19 protein-coding genes and 1 tRNA gene are annotated in these 16,213 nt (G+C 72.4%); 6 read left to right on the top strand and 14 right to left on the bottom strand.

From position 1 onward, the window contains the following. Window positions 1–18 precede the first annotated feature (18 nt). The 5 genes from ITJ54_RS18215 to ITJ54_RS03845 all read right to left on the bottom strand — a co-directional run bounded on the left by ITJ54_RS18215 (window position 19) and on the right by ITJ54_RS03845 (window position 4,518). Window positions 19–1,605: an alpha/beta hydrolase gene (locus ITJ54_RS18215; protein ID WP_194625957.1), complete on the bottom strand. Its 1,587-nt coding sequence runs from the start codon at window positions 1,603–1,605 to the stop codon at window positions 19–21. Next, window positions 1,602–2,546: an amino acid--[acyl-carrier-protein] ligase gene (locus ITJ54_RS03860; protein ID WP_194625956.1), complete on the bottom strand. Its 945-nt coding sequence runs from the start codon at window positions 2,544–2,546 to the stop codon at window positions 1,602–1,604. The genes ITJ54_RS18215 and ITJ54_RS03860 overlap by 4 nt, the downstream gene beginning before the upstream one ends. Then, on the bottom strand, window positions 2,543–3,736 hold the full coding sequence (locus ITJ54_RS18210; protein ID WP_194625955.1) for an acyl-CoA dehydrogenase family protein: 1,194 nt from the start codon (window positions 3,734–3,736) through the stop codon (window positions 2,543–2,545). Before ITJ54_RS18210 ends, ITJ54_RS03860 begins: the two co-directional genes overlap by 4 nt. Beyond that, complete coding sequence (locus tag ITJ54_RS03850) at window positions 3,733–4,026, bottom strand: acyl carrier protein (protein WP_194625954.1); 294 nt, start codon at window positions 4,024–4,026, stop codon at window positions 3,733–3,735. The genes ITJ54_RS18210 and ITJ54_RS03850 overlap by 4 nt, the downstream gene beginning before the upstream one ends. 114 nt (window positions 4,027–4,140) lie before the next feature. Further along, window positions 4,141–4,518, bottom strand: a complete 378-nt coding sequence (locus ITJ54_RS03845; protein WP_194625953.1) for a holo-ACP synthase — start codon at window positions 4,516–4,518, stop codon at window positions 4,141–4,143. Window positions 4,519–4,632: 114 nt separating this feature from the next. Between ITJ54_RS03845 and ITJ54_RS03840 the strand changes: the two genes are divergently transcribed. From ITJ54_RS03840 to ITJ54_RS03830, 3 genes are all read left to right on the top strand, one after another. Further along, the gene (locus ITJ54_RS03840) at window positions 4,633–5,670 is read left to right on the top strand and encodes a hypothetical protein (protein ID WP_194625952.1); all 1,038 of its coding nucleotides are present in this window, start codon (window positions 4,633–4,635) and stop codon (window positions 5,668–5,670) included. Continuing rightward, the gene (locus tag ITJ54_RS03835; RefSeq protein ID WP_323741583.1) at window positions 5,667–7,250 is read left to right on the top strand and encodes a CoF synthetase; all 1,584 of its coding nucleotides are present in this window, start codon (window positions 5,667–5,669) and stop codon (window positions 7,248–7,250) included. Before ITJ54_RS03840 ends, ITJ54_RS03835 begins: the two co-directional genes overlap by 4 nt. A gap of 30 nt (window positions 7,251–7,280) precedes the next feature. Further along, window positions 7,281–7,356 (top strand) — tRNA-Val (locus tag ITJ54_RS03830). Window positions 7,357–7,511: 155 nt separating this feature from the next. On the opposite strand, the gene ITJ54_RS03825 is transcribed toward ITJ54_RS03830, so the two are convergent. Then, a complete protein-coding gene (locus tag ITJ54_RS03825) occupies window positions 7,512–8,702 on the bottom strand; it encodes a glycosyltransferase (protein ID WP_228508176.1) in 1,191 nt (396 codons plus the stop codon). A 90-nt stretch (window positions 8,703–8,792) separates the two neighbouring features. Here ITJ54_RS03825 and ITJ54_RS03820 point away from each other — a divergent pair, with 90 nt between their 5' ends. Together ITJ54_RS03820 and ITJ54_RS03815 are read left to right on the top strand one after the other, a co-directional pair. Continuing rightward, the gene (locus tag ITJ54_RS03820) at window positions 8,793–9,689 is read left to right on the top strand and encodes a UbiA family prenyltransferase (protein ID WP_194625950.1); all 897 of its coding nucleotides are present in this window, start codon (window positions 8,793–8,795) and stop codon (window positions 9,687–9,689) included. Next, window positions 9,686–11,119, top strand: a complete 1,434-nt coding sequence (locus tag ITJ54_RS03815; RefSeq protein WP_194625949.1) for a phytoene desaturase family protein — start codon at window positions 9,686–9,688, stop codon at window positions 11,117–11,119. The genes ITJ54_RS03820 and ITJ54_RS03815 overlap by 4 nt, the downstream gene beginning before the upstream one ends. Before the next feature lie 94 nt (window positions 11,120–11,213). Here the strand turns inward: ITJ54_RS03815 and ITJ54_RS03810 are convergent, their stop codons facing one another. Further along, on the bottom strand, window positions 11,214–12,101 hold the full coding sequence (locus ITJ54_RS03810; protein WP_194625948.1) for an aldo/keto reductase: 888 nt from the start codon (window positions 12,099–12,101) through the stop codon (window positions 11,214–11,216). A gap of 167 nt (window positions 12,102–12,268) precedes the next feature. Between ITJ54_RS03810 and ITJ54_RS03805 the strand changes: the two genes are divergently transcribed. Further along, on the top strand, window positions 12,269–12,649 hold the full coding sequence (locus ITJ54_RS03805; protein ID WP_194625947.1) for a hypothetical protein: 381 nt from the start codon (window positions 12,269–12,271) through the stop codon (window positions 12,647–12,649). A 12-nt stretch (window positions 12,650–12,661) separates the two neighbouring features. Here ITJ54_RS03805 and ITJ54_RS03800 read toward each other — a convergent pair whose 3' ends face one another. The 7 genes from ITJ54_RS03800 to ITJ54_RS03770 form a co-directional block, all read right to left on the bottom strand. After that, the gene (locus ITJ54_RS03800) at window positions 12,662–12,916 is read right to left on the bottom strand and encodes a hypothetical protein (protein ID WP_194625946.1); all 255 of its coding nucleotides are present in this window, start codon (window positions 12,914–12,916) and stop codon (window positions 12,662–12,664) included. Between the two features lie 314 nt (window positions 12,917–13,230). After that, on the bottom strand, window positions 13,231–13,683 hold the full coding sequence (locus ITJ54_RS03795) for a DUF1772 domain-containing protein (protein ID WP_194625945.1): 453 nt from the start codon (window positions 13,681–13,683) through the stop codon (window positions 13,231–13,233). After that, complete coding sequence (locus tag ITJ54_RS03790) at window positions 13,680–13,946, bottom strand: hypothetical protein (RefSeq protein ID WP_194625944.1); 267 nt, start codon at window positions 13,944–13,946, stop codon at window positions 13,680–13,682. Before ITJ54_RS03790 ends, ITJ54_RS03795 begins: the two co-directional genes overlap by 4 nt. 185 nt (window positions 13,947–14,131) lie before the next feature. Beyond that, the gene (locus tag ITJ54_RS03785; RefSeq protein ID WP_194625943.1) at window positions 14,132–14,503 is read right to left on the bottom strand and encodes a VOC family protein; all 372 of its coding nucleotides are present in this window, start codon (window positions 14,501–14,503) and stop codon (window positions 14,132–14,134) included. Window positions 14,504–14,598: 95 nt separating this feature from the next. Further along, window positions 14,599–15,294, bottom strand: coding sequence for a helix-turn-helix transcriptional regulator (locus tag ITJ54_RS03780; RefSeq protein WP_194625942.1), 696 nt, complete (start codon window positions 15,292–15,294; stop codon window positions 14,599–14,601). Between the two features lie 42 nt (window positions 15,295–15,336). Next, window positions 15,337–15,888, bottom strand: a complete 552-nt coding sequence (locus tag ITJ54_RS03775) for a hypothetical protein (protein ID WP_194625941.1) — start codon at window positions 15,886–15,888, stop codon at window positions 15,337–15,339. Then, window positions 15,831–16,190 carry a hypothetical protein gene (locus ITJ54_RS03770; protein ID WP_194625940.1) on the bottom strand — a complete coding sequence of 120 codons (360 nt, stop codon included), beginning with the start codon at window positions 16,188–16,190 and terminating at the stop codon, window positions 15,831–15,833. Before ITJ54_RS03770 ends, ITJ54_RS03775 begins: the two co-directional genes overlap by 58 nt. Window positions 16,191–16,213 lie beyond the last annotated feature (23 nt).

Below are 16,213 nucleotides of genomic sequence, written 5' to 3'. Positions count from 1 at the left end.
CTGCCTACACCCGGTCGCTCAGGCGTGGACCGTGGAGACCTGGCGGACGCGGGAACGGACCTCGTCGATCACGGTCGCGCGCATCCTCGGGGAGAACAGCGAGTGGTCGCCGTCGGCCACGTGCACGAGCTCGACGGCGCCGCCGCGCCCGCCGACGGGGTACCGCCGCAGGGCGCGCTGTCCGCCGAGCCGGTCGAAGAGCTCCGCGTCGCCGTCCGCCGCGATGACCACGACGTCGGTGCCCCGCGTCACGAGCGGCTTCACGTGGCCGAGCACGCCACCGGACCGGTCCCGCCGGGCGATCCGGTCGCGGAGCCACGCCGGCACCACGAGGTTGTACCGATCACGGACCCACTGCCGGCGCCGGGACGGGGCGTCGATCGCACGGACGGCGTCGCTGTAGGCGCCGGGGAGCGCGGGTCGGCGACGGTAGTCGTTCGGGCTGATCTCCACGACCAGGCGCGGCGTCTCCTCGTGGGCGCGTCCGGCGACCCAGGCGCCGGCGCACATCCCGACGACGACGAGCTGCTCCGTGGGGGCAGCGAGCGCCGTGACGATGGCCGACTGGTCGTCGACCCACTCCTGCGCGAACAGGTAGTCGCGCTCGTCGGCGCGCACGACCGAGCTCTCGCCGGTGCCGCGGCGGTCCACGCGCACGACCCGGGCCCCGTCGCGTGCGAGCCGCCGGGCCAGCGTCACCTGGTAGTCCGAGGCGCCGACCCGGTGCTCGGCAGCGCCGTTGTGCAGCACGACCACGGGTGCGTCGGGGGACTGCCGCGACGTCACGCTCTCGATGGCGAACAGCCGCTCCGGGCCGAGCAGCACGACCCGCTCCGAGACCCGGTGGTCCACGTCGACCAGGGGCTCCAGGGCCGGGGCGGCCACGGTGACGGTCGTCGTCGGTGCCCAGGCGTCGACCCACGCGACGACCGTGTCGAGCGCGTCGCCGGGGATGCGGGCGTGGATGCTCGTGCCGTCGAGCAGCTCGGCGCTGCCGGTGGCCTCGGCGGTGGCCACACCGCCGAGGGCCTTGGGTGCGCGGCCGCCCGGGCGCACGAGCGCGAGCGTCGCTCCGGTGCGCGGCGTGAACCGCAGCGCGGACAGGGCCAGGGCCTCGTCCTCCGTGACGTCGATGCCGACCAGGCTCTCGAGGCCGTCGACGACCCGGTCGCCGCCGACCGTGATCGTCGCGAGCGCGCGCTGCCGGCGGAGCCAGGCGCGGCCCGACTCCGGGGCGTCCCAGAGCACCAGCGCGTCGTCCTCGGTCGCGGCGGCGGCCGCGACGAGGGCCGCGGACGCCAGCCCGACGAAGGCGATCCGCTCGACGCCCGTCGCGCGGAGCAGGGCAGCGGCGCGGACGGCTGACCGGACCTGTGCGTCGGGGTCGGTGTCGGCGGTGGAGTCGCCACGTCCTGACGGGTCGTAGCGCACCGAGGCCACGCCACGAGCCTCCAGGCGGTCGGCCAGCAGGCGGAGCGTGCGGTACGCGATCACGCCCTCCTGCCCGAGCGGCGGGCAGATGACGACGCCCGCGCGCGCCGACGGCGGCGACTGCACGGACGCGCGGACGGCGGGGGACCCCGACCAGCCGTGGTGGGTCGTCACAGGGCCAGTGCGCGTCGGACGTCGGCCGGCCAGGACGCCGGGTCGGTGCCGTGCGCGGCGAAGAGGGCGATGGTGATGCGCTCGAGCCCGAAGGCCAGGCAGGCGCTGTGGGCGGTCTCGCCGTCGGCGGTGCTGATCGCGAACGAGGATCCGAAGTGGTCCTCGTGCAGGTTCGCGGAGCTGATCGCGGTGGGCTCGCCGGCGTCGCCGTAGACGGGAGTGACGAACTCGTACTTCAGCGAGGCCTCGACCTGGTTGCGGGCGAGGATCTTGCCGACCCGGCCGAAGAACGGGTCGTTCGCCGGCACGACGTCGATCTCGAGCCCGAAGCCCTCGAGCAGCGACCGCATCGCCGGGATCCGGCCGTCGCGGTGCGCCTTCGCGGAGTCGGGCGTGCCGATGTGCACGAACTCGTGCATGTGGAAGGCCTGCAGGCGCATCGGGTCGAGCGACGGTTCACGGCGGAAGGAGTCCCCGACGATGTCGAACCAGAGTCCCTGCTGCGGGATGGTCCCCGTGACGAGCCCGTAGACGGGGTGGCAGACCGCCGGGGCGAGCATCAGGTCGGCGGGCTCGAGGAAGGACTCCCAGCGCTCCCCACGCTCGCGGGCCGCCAGCAGCGCGCGGTGTGCGCGGTCGTCACCGGTGAAGGCGGAGATCGACGCGGCCAGGTCGGGGAACGACGCGATGTAGTCGGTGCGCTCGAACGCGGCCAGGGGCTCGACGGGCGGGAACCGGAGCACCGAGGACTCCAGGTCGGCCATGGAGCGGACGGCTGCGGTGTCGACGGCGGCGTACACGTGCTCGAAGACGCCCGTGCGGCCGTAGAGCCCGGGGGAGCCGAGGTCGATGAGCACGCGGTCCTCGAGGAGCTTCGCGCGCAGCGTCGCCCGGGCCCGGTCGAGGGCGGTGGGCGCGGCAGTGGTGTCGGTGACGGTCACAGGATGGCTCCGGTCATGAGCGCCAGTCCGGCGTCGTTGGCGAGGAGACGGTCGTTGCTCACCATGACGGCGGCACCGTGGGCGTCTCGGAGGTGTCGGGAGATGCTCATCGGACCCGTTGCGGCGTACCCGGCGATCCCGACGATGCGCAGCGCCGCGGTCACGATGTCGGTGACCCGCTCGGAGGCGCCGATCTTCAGCGCGTTGGCGGCGAGGGCCGACGCGCTCGACTCGAGCGTCTCGGGGTCGTCGGCCACGGCGTCGAACCGCTCGGCCGCGTGCCGGACGGCGTCGGCCAGCAGCTGCAGGTCGACCAGCAGCTCGGCCAGGCGGAGCGCCCCCGGCGGGGTCGTCCCGACGCTGGCGCGCGCCTGCTTCCGGACGGCGGCGCGGGCGCGCTCGGCGGCGGAGGCCGCGATGCCGACCCACACCGACGCCCAGAGCACGTGCGAGACGGGGAGCACGGTCTGCGCGGAGATCGTCGCGTAGTCGTCGCGGAACACGGCGTCGGCGGTGGTCTCCGCGTCGAGGATCCACCCGTTGCTGCAGGTGCCGCGCAGGCCCATCGTGTCCCACGTCGACGTCTGTGACAGCACGATCGCGTCGGTCCGGCAGATCAGCAGGCGCTGGTCCGACGCGGGGGCGTCCACGTCGCGGCGTGCGGTGACGAAGACGGCGTCGGCCTCGGTGGCGTAGGAGATCACCGGCGCGTCCTTGCGCAGGCGGATCCGGCCGTCCTCGGACGGTTCGATCGCACACGTCGACCGGCGGGCGTCGCCGCCCACGCCCTTCTCGGTCGTCGACGACGCCACGAGGGCACCGCCCCGCACGGCCTCGATCATCGCCAGCACGCCGGCACCGTCGCCGCCGTGTCGCCAGAGCGCCATGGCCTGTCCCTGGTGCATCGCGAACACCATGCCGGTGGCGGCGCAGGCACGACCGAGCTCGGTCGCGATGACGGACAGCTCGGTGACGGTGGCGCCTTCGCCACCGTGCTCGAGCGGCACCGCCGCGGCGAGCAGGCCGTACTCGCGCAGCACGGCGATCGCCTCGCGCGGCGGTCGTGCGTCGCGGTCGACCTCGTCGGCGAACTGCGCGGCGACCGCGGCCACGGCGGCGGTGCGCTCGGCGAAGCGGTCCGGCGACGTGCCTAGGACTCGGCCCGGGGCTTCCGGCTGGACCGTCGTCACTGGGACGTCGCCAGTGCTGCCGCGGCGACGATCGACTCCACCGAGGCGAAGGTCGCACGGTTCAGGACACTGTCCGGGAACTCGGCGTCGAGGTCGTTCTCGACCGCGAGCATCACGTTCACCGTGGCGTGTGACGTCAGGCCGAGCGCGTACAGGTCGGCGATCGGGGCGACGTCCATCGCGTCGACGGTCAGTCGGCCGTGGTCGGCGAGCGCGCGTCGGACGGCCTGCTCGACCGACGGGTCAGCGAGCGCGACGGGCGTCGCTGCGGTGTTCGTGTCCTGGTGCATGCCAGCAACGGTAACGAGGGGAGCGGCCCGGAAAGCCGCCGTGCGGGTGCGGGAAACCGCACCGAGCGGCACGATGCTGTACGGATGCACAGCAATGGTCGTCGTGCCCCGGGCTCAGCGCTCCGCGAGGGCCACGGCGGTCGCCAGCGCCAGCCCCCGTTCGTGGGACAGGGACACGTCGACGCTCGTGATCCCGGCTGCTGCGGCGAGCGCCTGGGCGGCCCCGGAGAGCTCCACCCGGGGTGCGCCGTGCTCGTCCGAGACGATCGCGACGTCGTGCAGGGGGACGGACTCCGTGCGGGCCGGGCGGAGGAGCTTCACCACGGCCTCCTTGCCGGCGAACCGCGCGGCGAGCCGTTCCGGGTCGTCGCCGGTGTCGGCGCGCTCGCGGAGGGTGAAGACCCGGGCGAGGTACCGCTCGCCGTGCGCCTGGATGCCGTCGAGGACGTCCTGCACGGCGGCGAGGTCGCAGCCGGTGCGGATGGCGGTCATGGTCGGAGCATACGGGCGCGTGGCCGGTGCCGTCCGACGGATGCATGCCAGCGGCGGCATGGGCGTCGGAGCGGGTCCGTAGGATCTGGACACGAGACCACCGAGGGGGAACCGATGGCATCACCGTGGACCGACATCATCGAGGACGCGCGACACTACCCGTCGCCGCACAACTCGCAACCGATCGTGGTGGGCGTCGAGGACGACCGCACCGCGTCCGTGTTCTACGACCTGCGGCGGGGGCTGCCGGCGGAGTCGTTCGGGATCCCGTTCGGGCACGTCTGCGCCGGGGTGTTCCTGGTCGGCCTGGCGGTGGTCGCCCGCGCGCACGGGTTCACCGTCACCGAGACGCTCGACCACGGCCCGATGGACTTCGACCGGCTGACGCGGGACCCCGGAGACCACCTGCACCGGCTGGGCAGCGTCGCGCTCGTCCCGCACGTGGTCACCGACGACGACCGGGAGGCCCTGGCCGGCTTCCTCGCGCGGCGCACGTCGCGCAGGCCCTACGACCACACCCTGGTCGGCCAGGACGTGGTGGCTGCGGCCGAGGAGATCGCGGCGGCGTCCGGGCACCGCTTCCGGAGCACCGACGACCGGGCGGTCGTCGACGAGGTCGTGCGCGTGAACCAGGAGACGCTGTTCGACGACCTGCGGAACGACGCCGTGCACGACGAGATCCTGCACTGGCTGCGGTTCTCGAAGCGCCAGGCCGCGACGACCGGGGACGGGCTCTCCGCGGAGACGATGCTCATGCCCGGGCCGGTGCTGCGGGTCGCGATGGAGCACCGCGGGCTGTGGGACGTGCCCGTCCTCGGTGCCGTGTTCCGCCGGGTGTACCTGGCGACGATGCGCGGCGTCCGGCAGCTCGGGTGGCTCGAGGGACCGTTCGAGACCGCGGCGGACCACGTCGAGGCCGGTCGGGTGTTCATGCGGATCTGGCTCGACATGAGCCGCCGCGGTGTGGCGCTGCACCCGTTCGGCACGGTGATCACGAACCCCCGCTCGCACGCCGCGTTCGTCGACCGTGCCGGCGTCGACGAGTCCGACGGCCGGATGGCGTGGATGCTGTTCCGGTTCGGCCGCAGCGCACCGCCACCCGTGGCACACCGACGCCCGGCAGCGGCGATGACCATCGGGAGCGCGTCGTGAAGCGCGCGGCGGTGTTCTCCGTGGTGTGGCTCATCGAGGCGTTCGTGGCGCTCTTCATGCCGCGGGTGCAGACGCACCGGCTGCTGCTGGCGCCCGGCATCGAGCCGCTGCGCTGGACGCTCGGCCGGTGGCGTGCGTGGCGGACGGCGGAGCAGGCGGCCAGGCGGGTGCCCGCGTACCGGGCGTACCTGGCGGAGTCGGGCCGAGCCTCCCGGCTGGACACCAGCGGCGGGATCGCCGCGGCCTTCAGCACCCTGCCCGAGATGGACAAGGACTCCTACGTCAAGCGGTGGAGCATCCCGGAGCGCTGCGTCGACGGTCGCCTGCCGCGGCGCGGGGTCGTCGTGGACGAGTCCTCCGGGTCCTCGGGCACGCCGACCAGCTGGGTGCGCGGTCCCGACGAGCGGCAGGCCACGCGGCAGCTGCTGCAGCTCGGGTTCGCGCGGACCTCGAAGGAGCTGCCGAAGCAGCCGTTCGTGCTGAACGCGTTCTCGCTCGGTGCCTGGGCGACGGGGATGAACGTGACGGCGTCGCTGACGGAGTCGACGATGATCAAGTCGATCGGGCCGGACCGCGACAAGGTCGTACAGACGATGCGTGAGTTCGGCACGGACTTCACCTACGTGATCCTCAGCTACCCGCCGTTCCTCAAGGCGCTGTTCGAGGACGACCGACTCGACTGGTCGGAGTACACGATCGTGTGCGCGTTCGGCGGCGAGGGCATCAGCGAGAACATGCGGGCGCACATCGAGCAGTACGCGCACACCGTGCTCGGGTCCTACGGGGCGAGCGACCTGGAGATCAACCTCGGCATCGAGACGGCGTTCTCGGTGGCGCTCCGTCGGGCGATCGCCGCCGACCCCGCACTGTCGCAGGCGCTGACGAAGCAGGGGGAGTACGGCGTGCTCCCGATGGTGTTCCAGTTCAACCCGTTCGGGTACCTCATCGAGACGAACGACCTCGGCGAACTCGTCGTCACGATCGCCCGGTCCGAGAACATCAGCCCCCGCATCCGCTACAACATCCACGACCGCGGGCACGTCGTCCGGATGCGGGACCTGCGCCCCGTGCTCCGCGCGACCGGGCACGCCGACCTGCTCGAGCTCGCCGAGCTCGACCTGCCCCTGCTGTTCCACTACGGCCGGAGCGACCTGTCCGTGGACTACAACGGCGCGGTCGTCGCGCCCGACGTCGTCCGTGACGTGGTCTACGGCGACCCCGCCCTGCTCGAGGCCGTGGAGAACCACCGGCTGATCAGCCACGAGGACGCCGCCGGCGACCGGCAGCTGCACATCGCGTTCCAGCTGGCAGCAGGGGCCGCGTCGGTCGAGGGCTTCGACGCTGCCGCCGCCCGCGGGGCCGTCGTCGCCGAGCTCCGCGCGCTCAACCGGGACTTCTCCAACGCGGTCCGGACGGCGCCGGCGGGGACGCTGCCCACCGTGGCGTTCTACCCGTACCGGACGGGGCCGTTCCGCGACGACGGTCGCAAGCTCAAGAACGAGTACGTGTGGCAGCTCGGGGCCTCTGCGGTGGAGGACTGGGACCTCGACGTGTCGTGGACGGCGCCGCGGGACGTCTGACCTGGGGGTCGCCCGTAGGATGAGGGGGAAGGGCCTTTAGCTCAGCTGGTAGAGCGCCACGTTTACACCGTGGATGTCGTCGGTTCGATCCCGGCAGGGCCCACCACGGTCACGAGCGGACGCCACGACGCTGGCCAGCGCGCAGCAGACACCACGTTCCGATGCGGCCGTGACGGATCTGGTTCGCGAGACGCGGGATCTGCGAACCGGATCCGTCACGGCCCGATCAGCGAACACCTGTCCGGTGGCTGGACACACGGATCAGAGGGACTCGATCACGTCGAGCGCCCGGTGGACCCCGTGCTCCCGTCGCATGGCCCGGCCCACCTCGGCCGCTCGCTCACGACGGGACAGGGCGTCGGTCATGGCGGGGACGAGGGTGCCGGCCGACAACCGGCGGAGCGGGATCGGGGCAGCGGCCACCCCCTGTCGGTGCAGCTGGGCGGCCCAGAACGGCTGGTCGGCGGTGACGGGAACGACGACGGCGGGCACGCCAGCCCAGGCGACGGCGTGAGCGGTGCCGGCGCCTCCGTGGTGCACGGCGAGCGTTGCGAGCGGCAACACCGCATCGAAGGGCACCGATCGCACCGCCAGCACATCGGGGTCATGGCGTCCCGCCGGCAGCGCGAGCCCGCCCGACCCGGTGACGAGCAGCACCCGGAGGCCATGGGCGCGGGCCGCCGTCACGATGGTGTCACTGCGGGCCGACGCATCACCGGTCGCCATGGAGCCGAACGAGGCGACGACGAAGGGGCCGCCGCCGACGAAGGCGCCGACGACGGGGTCGGACGCCGCGGCCGGCGCCTCCCCGTACCAGGCACCTGTCTGGTGCACTCGCTCCGGCCAGTCGTCCGGACGCGGCAGCAACGCGGGGCTCACGGCCATGAGCGTCGCGCGCGACGGCCGCCGCCCGGCGGGACGACGACCGCTCGGCAGCTCGGCGGCGGCGCGTGCCAGGGCGGCGTCGAAGAGGCGTGCGGCGGTGCGCGGAACGGCGTAGGTGAGCCGGTTGTACGCACCGAGATCGCGGGTGGCCGTGGGACCACCGGCGGCAGGGAAGCGATCGCTCGGGGTGGCCACCGGCGCGAACTCCACGAGCACGCGCGGCACACCCAGCGAGTCCGCCACCATCGGCGCAGTGAGGATCAGCGGGTGGTGCACCACCACGTCGGGGGCGAAAGCAACGGTCTCCCGGACCGCGGCGGCGAGCATCCGCCGCATCGCGGGCCGCACCTCAGCGCGGACGTGGTGTGCGAGCGACCAAGGAGTGCGACCGGCAGGGGAGAGCACCCGCCCTGCGTCCAGACCGAGCGCCACGGTGTCCACCCCGTCGGGCGCGTCCGCGTCGTCGGGCAGAGCCAGCCGTACCTCATGACCCCGGGAGGCAGCGTGTCGTGCCAGGGCCAGGAACGGCTCCACGTCACCCCGGGTGCCGGCTGTCAGCAGCATCATGCGCATCCGCCCAGTCTGGGCCGTGGGCCGTGAGCCGTGAGCCGTGAGCCGTGGGGCCGGTGTCCACGCAGGCGGCGTACGGTCGACCTCGTGACCGATGGCAGTGAGCGAACTGCGCGCATCGCGCCGTCGGGGATCGGGCTGGCCGTGCGTCGCCTCGTGCTGATCTCGCGCCCGGTGTTGTGGATCAACACCATCGGTTCCGGTCTGGTCGCCGTGTGGCTCACCGGTGCACTGTTCGACCTGCGGGCCCTCCCGGTCATCCTGTGGCTCACCCTGCCGTTCAACCTGCTCATCTACGGCGTCAACGACATCTACGACCAGGACACGGACGCGGCCAATCCCCGCAAGGGCTCGATCGAGGGCGCCAGGATCCGGCAGTCCGAGGTGCGGTTCATCGCGATCGCCGTCGCGATCGTCAACCTCCCGTTCCTCGTCGTCTTCGCCCTCACGCTGCCGCCGCTCGCGAACGCTGCGATCCTCCTCTACGCGGGCGTCTTCGTCTTCTACTCCGCACCGCCGCTGCGCTTCAAGGCGCGGCCCTTCCTCGACTCCCTGAGCAACGCGGCCTACGCGCTGCCGCTGGTCATCCTGCCTGCTGCCCTCGCGGTCACGCCGGTCTGGCCCGCCGCCCTCGGGCTGATGGCCTGGAGTGTGGCCAAGCACGCCTTCGATGCCGTCCAGGACATCGTGGAGGACCGCGACGCGGGCATCGAGACCACCGCGGTGCGGCTCGGTGCGCGCGGGACGGCCCTGTGGAGCGGATCGTGGTGGCTCGTCTCCACGGCGTTGTTCGCCGTGGTGAGCGTCCCCGTGGCCGCCGTCAACCTGCTCATCGCCGGCATCCTCGTGGTGCGCCTGCTCCGCGACCCGACGCCGGCCACCGGTCACCGCCTCTACCGTCTGTCGGTCGCCTTCCCCTACATCGCCGGGTCGTTCGCCGGGGTGCTCCTCATGGTCTCGATCGTGCTCGGGGGCTCGTCGTGAGCCGCGTCGTCGTGGTCGGTGGCGGGATCGGCGGTCTCACCGCCGCCGCGCTGCTCGCGCACGCAGGCCACCGCGTCACCCTGTTCGAGGCCTCCACCGAACTCGGCGGCAAGAGCCGTCGCATCCACCTGGGAACGGACCGCATCGACACCGGGCCGTCGCTCGTGACGTTCCCGGCGGTGTGGGACGAGCTGCTGCGGCGACTCGGGGACGGTGGGCGCGCCTCCGATCGCGCCCGCGACGACGGTCACCTCGAGCTGGTGCGGATGCCCGAGGTGGGCCGGTACTACCACGACGGCGAGCAGACCTCGCTGCCGGTGGCACCCGACCACCCCTGGTACCCCGCCTGGCGTCGGTTCTCCGACCTGCACGCGCCCCTCGCCGACGACGTGACCGAGCTGCTGCTCGCCGACCCCCTCGACCGGGCCGCCCTGCCGGCGCTCCGCAGGCTGCTGGCCGTCTACGGCTCGCGCCTCACCACGCGCGCCTACCTCGACAGCCTGCCATGGCTGCCGGACGGGCTCCGCGAGGTCATCGCGATCCACACCCTCAACGCGGGCGTCTCGCCCTCGCGCACCCCGGCCCTCTACGCGAGCATGCCGGCGATCATGGCGGAGACCGGCGCGTGGGTGCCGCATGGTGGCGTGTACGAGATCGTGCTGGCGCTGGGCCGGCTGGCCGAGGCCGCCGGGGTCGAGGTCCGCACCGGCGAGGCCGTCACCCGCGTCGAGCGCGGGTGGGTCACCACCGATGGAGGCCGCCATCCCGCTGACCTCGTCGTCAGTGCCCTGGACGCCGACCGGCTCGCCACGCTGATGGGTCCGTCGCGGATGCCGTCGCTGCCGCGCCTGCGTCCCCGCACCCTCTCCTGCTCGGCCATCGCGGTGTACGGCGTGCTCCGGGAGGCGTTGCCGGCGGAGCTCGCGACGCACAGCGTGGTGCTGCCGACGAAGCCGGCAGCACTGCACCGCAGCCTCGAGGCGGGCGACGAGCCGGCGGACACCATGGTGTTCGTGAACCAGTACCGCGCCGGAGCGGTGTACCCGAACCCGCGTGGCACCGTCGGCATCCTGCTCACCGCGCCGGCCGACGGCGGTCACTACACGGCCGAGCACCCCTTCGTGCGCCGCGAGGTCGACCGCGTGTCGTCCGCGATGGGACTCGACGAGCCCCTCACCGACCTCCTCGACGAGCAGGTGGTGCTCGATCCGCAGTACTACGCCGGTGGCGGCGAACCACACGGCGCGCTCTACGGGGCGGCGCGTCCGCCGTGGCTGAGCGGGCCGTTCCACCGCCCCTCCTACAACGACCCCTGGAGGCCGTGGCTGTGGCGCGTCGGCGCGTCGGTGCACCCCGGCGGCGGGATCCCCGCGGTCGTGGGCGGCGCGATGATCGCGGTGACCCGGCTGCTGAAGTCGACGCCGGTCTGATCCGGCCCTGAGGCCGGCTGGCCGCCGCGACGAGGACGGACGGGAGGCTCGGTGCCAGCTGGCACCGAGCCTCCCGTCCGTCCTGGGTCGTGTCTCAGGCCTCCGGGATGGTCCGCGCGTCGAAGCGCGAGGAGTCCCCGTCGGGGTCCGGGCCGCTCCGGCGGCCGGTGTCGAGGCCGTCGAGACGGCCGAGCTCGTCGTCGGACAGCGTGAAGTCGAAGACGTCGAAGTTCTCCGCGATCCGTCCCGGGTTCGTCGACTTCGGGATCGCGTTCCTGCCCTGCTGGACGTGCCAGCGGAGCATGACCTGCGCCGGTGTCCTGCCGTGCGCCTCGGCGATCTGCCGGATCGTCGCGTCCTCCATGACACTGACCCGCTCGTCGCTGCCCCAGCCGGGGTAGAACGTGATGCCGCCGATCGGCGACCAGGCCTGGTCGAGGATCCCGTGCTCCGCATCCGCGCGCTGCACGTCCGGCTGCGTGAAGTAGGGGTGCAGCTCGATCTGGTTGAGCGCCGGGATGACGTCGGTCTGCTCGAGCAGGGATCGGAGGTGGTGCGGCATGAAGTTGCTGACGCCGATCGCTCGGACCTTGCCGTCCGCGTACAGCGTCTCGAGCGCCTTGTAGGCCTGCACGGTCTTCTCGAACCGGTCCGGTGCGGGCTGGTGCAGGATCAGCACGTCGATCGTGTCGATCCCGAGCTTGCCGGTGGCCTTCTCGAACGCATGGAGTGTCTCGTCGTAGCCGTAGTCGGTGGGGAAGACCTTGGTCTCCACGACGATGTCGTCGCGGTCGACGTCGGACGCGCGGATCGCCTCGCCGACCTGGCGTTCGTTGCCGTACGCGGCGGCGGTGTCGATGTGGCGGTAGCCGACCTCGAGTGCCGTGCGCACCGCGTCGACGGTGTCCTCGGGGGAGCTCTGGAAGACGCCGAAGCCGATCGGGGGGAGCGTGAGACCGTTGTTGAGCGTGATGTCGTCCATGCGTCCGACGGTAGGTCGAACCGGGGCACGGTGGCGGGGGCTGTCAGTACCTCCTTCGGCCACTGTCGGCTGTTCCACCGTGACGGGCAACGCCGAGCCCGGTGCCCCAGCGTGCCTGGCGACGGTAGCGTGGGCGACGGAGTGGCGAGCGGCATCGGGGGAGCGGCATGAGTGAGACACCACAGGGAGTCCCAGCGGTCCATCGATCGCGGGCGACATCGGTCACGCTGGCGGTCCTGGCGCCGGTGGCGCTGGTGGTGTCCCTCGTGCCGTACGGCATCGGCGGACTCCTCGCCCACTACGGCACTCCCGGCAGCGATCCCGGGGACTTCGCCGGGTACGGCGTCGCCGCGCTCGTCCTCGGTCTCGTGATGCCCGTGTGGGCGCTCGTCTGGGGGATCCTGGACTACCGCCGCACCCGGCAGCTCCCGGGGAGCGCGGCACTGCTGCTCGGCGCGCTGACGACCGGGATCGCCCTGTGCGTGATCCTGCCCGGTGGGATCATGATCATCCGGACCTCGGCGATGCTGAGTGCTGCGTACGGGTGAGCCCCGTGGCGGTCACCGCAGCTTCGGCGGGCCCGAGTACCTGGCGGCGATGACCAGGCCGTAGACGCGTGACCAGACGTACGCGATGATCGCGACGCCGAGGCCTGCGAGACCTATGCCGCCCAGGACCGCGCTGTTCAGATGAGCCGTCGTGTCGATGCCGAACGCCACCAGCCCGATGAGCGCTCCGACGAGCGCGACGAGCTGGATCCGCACCTTCAACCGGACGCGCTTCTCGTGTGCTGTCCTCGCGATGACGTCTGACATGGTGTTCCCCGTCCCTGGCAGACCACCTGCCCCCACGATGATCGTACCGGGACGTCCGGCCGCGTCGGGAACGGTCTGGCGGTCTGGCGGTCCGGCGGTCCGGCGGTCCGGCGGTCCCACGATCCGGCGTCCTTCGGCCCAGGGCGAGGCAGACGCCACGTTCGAATTCGGCCGTGACGGATCCGGTTCGCGAGACTCGGGATCTGCGAACCGGATCCGTCACGACCCGATGGCAGGACAGCCGTTCGGTAGCGGTGGTCCCGCGACCGCGACCCGGTCCCGCCACGGATACCACCTGACCGCCCGCGTCGTCATCAGCTCTGTACGACGAGCGCGACTGCGAACAGCACGAACGCGATGCCGGCGGCGGTCGAACGGAGCACGTCGATGCGCTCCCACCGGGTGACGACGGTGCGCCAGTCCGCCGGTGGGTGCTCGGGGTCCCAGCCGTCCACGCGGATGTTGATCGGCACGGTACCGAGGAACGAGGCCAGGAGGAACGTCAGCAGCGCCACGGCGCCAGCGACGCGGATGGCGAAGCCGTCGGCGGTGCCCGCGGCGACGAGGACCGCGATCGAGGCCGCGACAGTGGGGAGCATCAGGATCGGCACCACCACCTTGAGCCGCTTGACCAGAGCCACGCGGGTGGCGAGGTGCGCAGTGTCCGGCAGCGACGCGATCGCGGGCTGGACTCCCCACCGCACGACGAACTCCTCGCCAGCGAGCAGACCGGCGAGGACGACCTGCACGACCAGGAGCGCGGTCATGACCTCGCGCCGATCGAGCCGAGCAGCGCTGATGCTGCGCGCTCTGCTGCGGCGATGATCGTGGCGTCGGACGCACCTCGTCCGGCAGCGGCAGCGACGGCGGCGTTGATGCTCAGGAGCGCCATCCGCAGGACCATCACGTCCTCGTCGTCGTGCTCCGGCACCAAGTCCGTCAGCGCGTCCACGAGTGCGTTCAGCGCTGTCCCGATCCGGTCGCCACCGGAGTCAGCCAGTCCGCGGAGCAGGAGCGGGTTGGCAGTCATGAACCTGATGCCGCGCAGCTTGTCGCCGGAGAACGACCGCACCCAGCCCAGGACCGCAGTCTCGAGCAGATCGGACGTGCGCGGTTGATCGCGCAGCCAGGCCACTGCGGTGATCCGGGCATGCCGCGACTGTACGGCCGCGTGCCCACGCCGTCAACCGGCCGGTAGGTAGATGGTTCCTGAGATCAGGAGGAGGGCCTGCTGAACAGGTTGACGACGTTGCCGTCCGGGTCCCTGAGGAGCGCGGAGCGGTTGCCCCACGGCATCGTGGTCGGTTCGAGGACGACGTCCCCGGGCTCGGGCCGGAGCCTGGCGAAGTCGCCGTCGACGTCGGCCACCTCGAACTCGATGACGACCGAGCGGTTCGTCGCGGGCCGCAGCGCGCCGCCGAGCATCGCGACCGTCGCGGAGCTGGCGATGGCGAGGACCGCGCCCGGTCCGCCGAACTGCGCGAAGACGGGTGACGGGCGCTCGGCCTGCTGGCCGGTGACCTGCTCGTAGAAGGCGACGAGGCCGTCGAGGTCGTCGGTGATGATGCGGATGGATGCGAACGACATGGGGTTCCTCCGGTGGTCGGTGACGTCGGACCACCACCGTCGCCGGTCGTCGCGACACCGTGGTGTCGGTGTTCCCGCGATCCGCTGGGACCGGTTCAGTCGTCGGCGACTGAGCGCAACCGTCCGTACTGGATCGCGAGGTCCTCAGGCCGCACGGTGCGCTGCGCCGGCCGCTCGTCGGTGACCTCGATCGAGCGCATCCGGTCCGCACGGAACGCCCGGACGCCGTCACGGAGTCGGCACCACGCGACGAGGTACCACTGCCCGTCCTTGCTGATCGATCCCAGCGGTTCGACGTCGCGGACGGACTCTGCGCCGGTGCCGTCCTGGTAGCGGAGCCGCACGACGCGGTCCGAGCGGAGGGCCGCCGCGAACTCGGCGGGCAGCACCGTCTGGTCCTCGGGCTCCAGGAAGTGCACGCGGGAAGCGAGCGCACTGGCCCGTGCGGCGTCCGCGTCCGGCATCACCGCGAGCAGCTTCCTGCCGGCGGTGTGAGCGGCGTGCCGGAAGGGGCTGTGCCGGAGCGTGCCGAGCCCGATCAGCACCGCGAGGGCCTCGTCGAGCGTGAAGCCCGCCGGGCCGAGGGTCGCAGCCGCGTCGATGACGTACCCGCCCGTGCGGCCGGGTTCCACCCAGATCGGCAGGCCCGACTGCTGCAGGGCGGCGAGGTCCCGCTCGATGGTCCGCACCGACACCTCGAACCGCTCCGCGAGACGACGAGCGCTCCGCGGACGAGGTGACGTCGCTCGCAACTCCTCGACGAGGCCGTAGAGACGATCGGTGCGGTTCACGGAGCAATCATCCGCCAGTTCGCACCGGTCGACTGCGGTCCGTCAGGCGAGGGTGCTGTCTGGTGCCACCTCGAACGCCTCGAACCGTCCGTCGGCGAGCACGTCCACGATCAGCTGGCGCGACCCGGCGACGATGGTCGAGTCGGTGTCGATCTCGGTCGCGACGACCCAGGTGTGGCCCTCCGGCCACAGCAGCTGCGGGGTGTGCCCGACCTCGAGGTACGTCCCCACGCGGGCGTCGTCCATCCACGAGGGGTCTGCCAACGCCGGCAGGGTCATCCCCAGCACGATGTACGCACGATGCGGCAGGTGGAGTCGTGGCCCGGCCAAGGACGCGCGGAGGGCCTCCTGCTGCGCTCGGTGCTCCGCTGCCATGCGTTCCCCGTACTCGCGGAGTTCCGCCCGCTCGGCGGCATCGGGCGAACCGCCCTGCCATCCGACCGCCAACGTCGAGCTGCCGTTCAGGTCACCCCAGCCGTCCCAGACGGCCGCCACCACGTCGAGCGGGGTGGTCGTCGCGACCGTGAGGTGCTCCGTCAGCGCTGCGAGCTGCGTCGGGTCGAACCACCCCTCCTCCGGCAGCCGACGCGCCACCCGTCGTCGAAGAGCAGCTCGGTCTCGTCGTCGCGTCCGCTCACCGCGCTCCACGCCACGTCGGGGTGCACCGTCCGTCCGGTCCTGGCTGCCACGTCGGACCACCGCCACACGCTCGACTCGAGCACCAGCGGTTCCCCGTGTTCGTCGGCGGTCGACGGGTCGACCCGGTCCGCGGTCAGGGGGTGCAGCAGGCGGACGTACGCCTCGAAGCCGGAACCGGCCGTCCCGCCGACGGTCCCGAAGGCTGCCATGCGCGGGAGCAACCAGGCGGACCGGGCGGGATCGGTGATCAGCTGCATCCGGCCGAGCGTAGTGGGGACGA

The sequence above is a fragment of the Curtobacterium sp. VKM Ac-2865 genome (assembly GCF_015350905.1).
Classification (GTDB): domain Bacteria; phylum Actinomycetota; class Actinomycetes; order Actinomycetales; family Microbacteriaceae; genus Curtobacterium.
This window is presented reverse-complemented; position numbering and strand designations above follow the sequence as displayed.

Coding starts and splice junctions, on each gene's coding strand:
- ITJ54_RS03790 (WP_194625944.1), bottom strand. CDS start 13,946: ATGACTGCCAACCCGCTCCTGCTCCGCGGACTGGCTGACTCCGGTGGC.
- ITJ54_RS03805 (WP_194625947.1), top strand. CDS start 12,269: ATGAGTGAGACACCACAGGGAGTCCCAGCGGTCCATCGATCGCGGGCG.
- ITJ54_RS03810 (WP_194625948.1), bottom strand. CDS start 12,101: ATGGACGACATCACGCTCAACAACGGTCTCACGCTCCCCCCGATCGGC.
- ITJ54_RS03840 (WP_194625952.1), top strand. CDS start 4,633: ATGGCATCACCGTGGACCGACATCATCGAGGACGCGCGACACTACCCG.
- ITJ54_RS03800 (WP_194625946.1), bottom strand. CDS start 12,916: ATGTCAGACGTCATCGCGAGGACAGCACACGAGAAGCGCGTCCGGTTG.
- ITJ54_RS03850 (WP_194625954.1), bottom strand. CDS start 4,026: ATGCACCAGGACACGAACACCGCAGCGACGCCCGTCGCGCTCGCTGAC.
- ITJ54_RS03785 (WP_194625943.1), bottom strand. CDS start 14,503: ATGTCGTTCGCATCCATCCGCATCATCACCGACGACCTCGACGGCCTC.
- ITJ54_RS03795 (WP_194625945.1), bottom strand. CDS start 13,683: ATGACCGCGCTCCTGGTCGTGCAGGTCGTCCTCGCCGGTCTGCTCGCT.
- ITJ54_RS03770 (WP_194625940.1), bottom strand. CDS start 16,190: ATGCAGCTGATCACCGATCCCGCCCGGTCCGCCTGGTTGCTCCCGCGC.
- ITJ54_RS03825 (WP_228508176.1), bottom strand. CDS start 8,702: ATGATGCTGCTGACAGCCGGCACCCGGGGTGACGTGGAGCCGTTCCTG.
- ITJ54_RS03845 (WP_194625953.1), bottom strand. CDS start 4,518: ATGACCGCCATCCGCACCGGCTGCGACCTCGCCGCCGTGCAGGACGTC.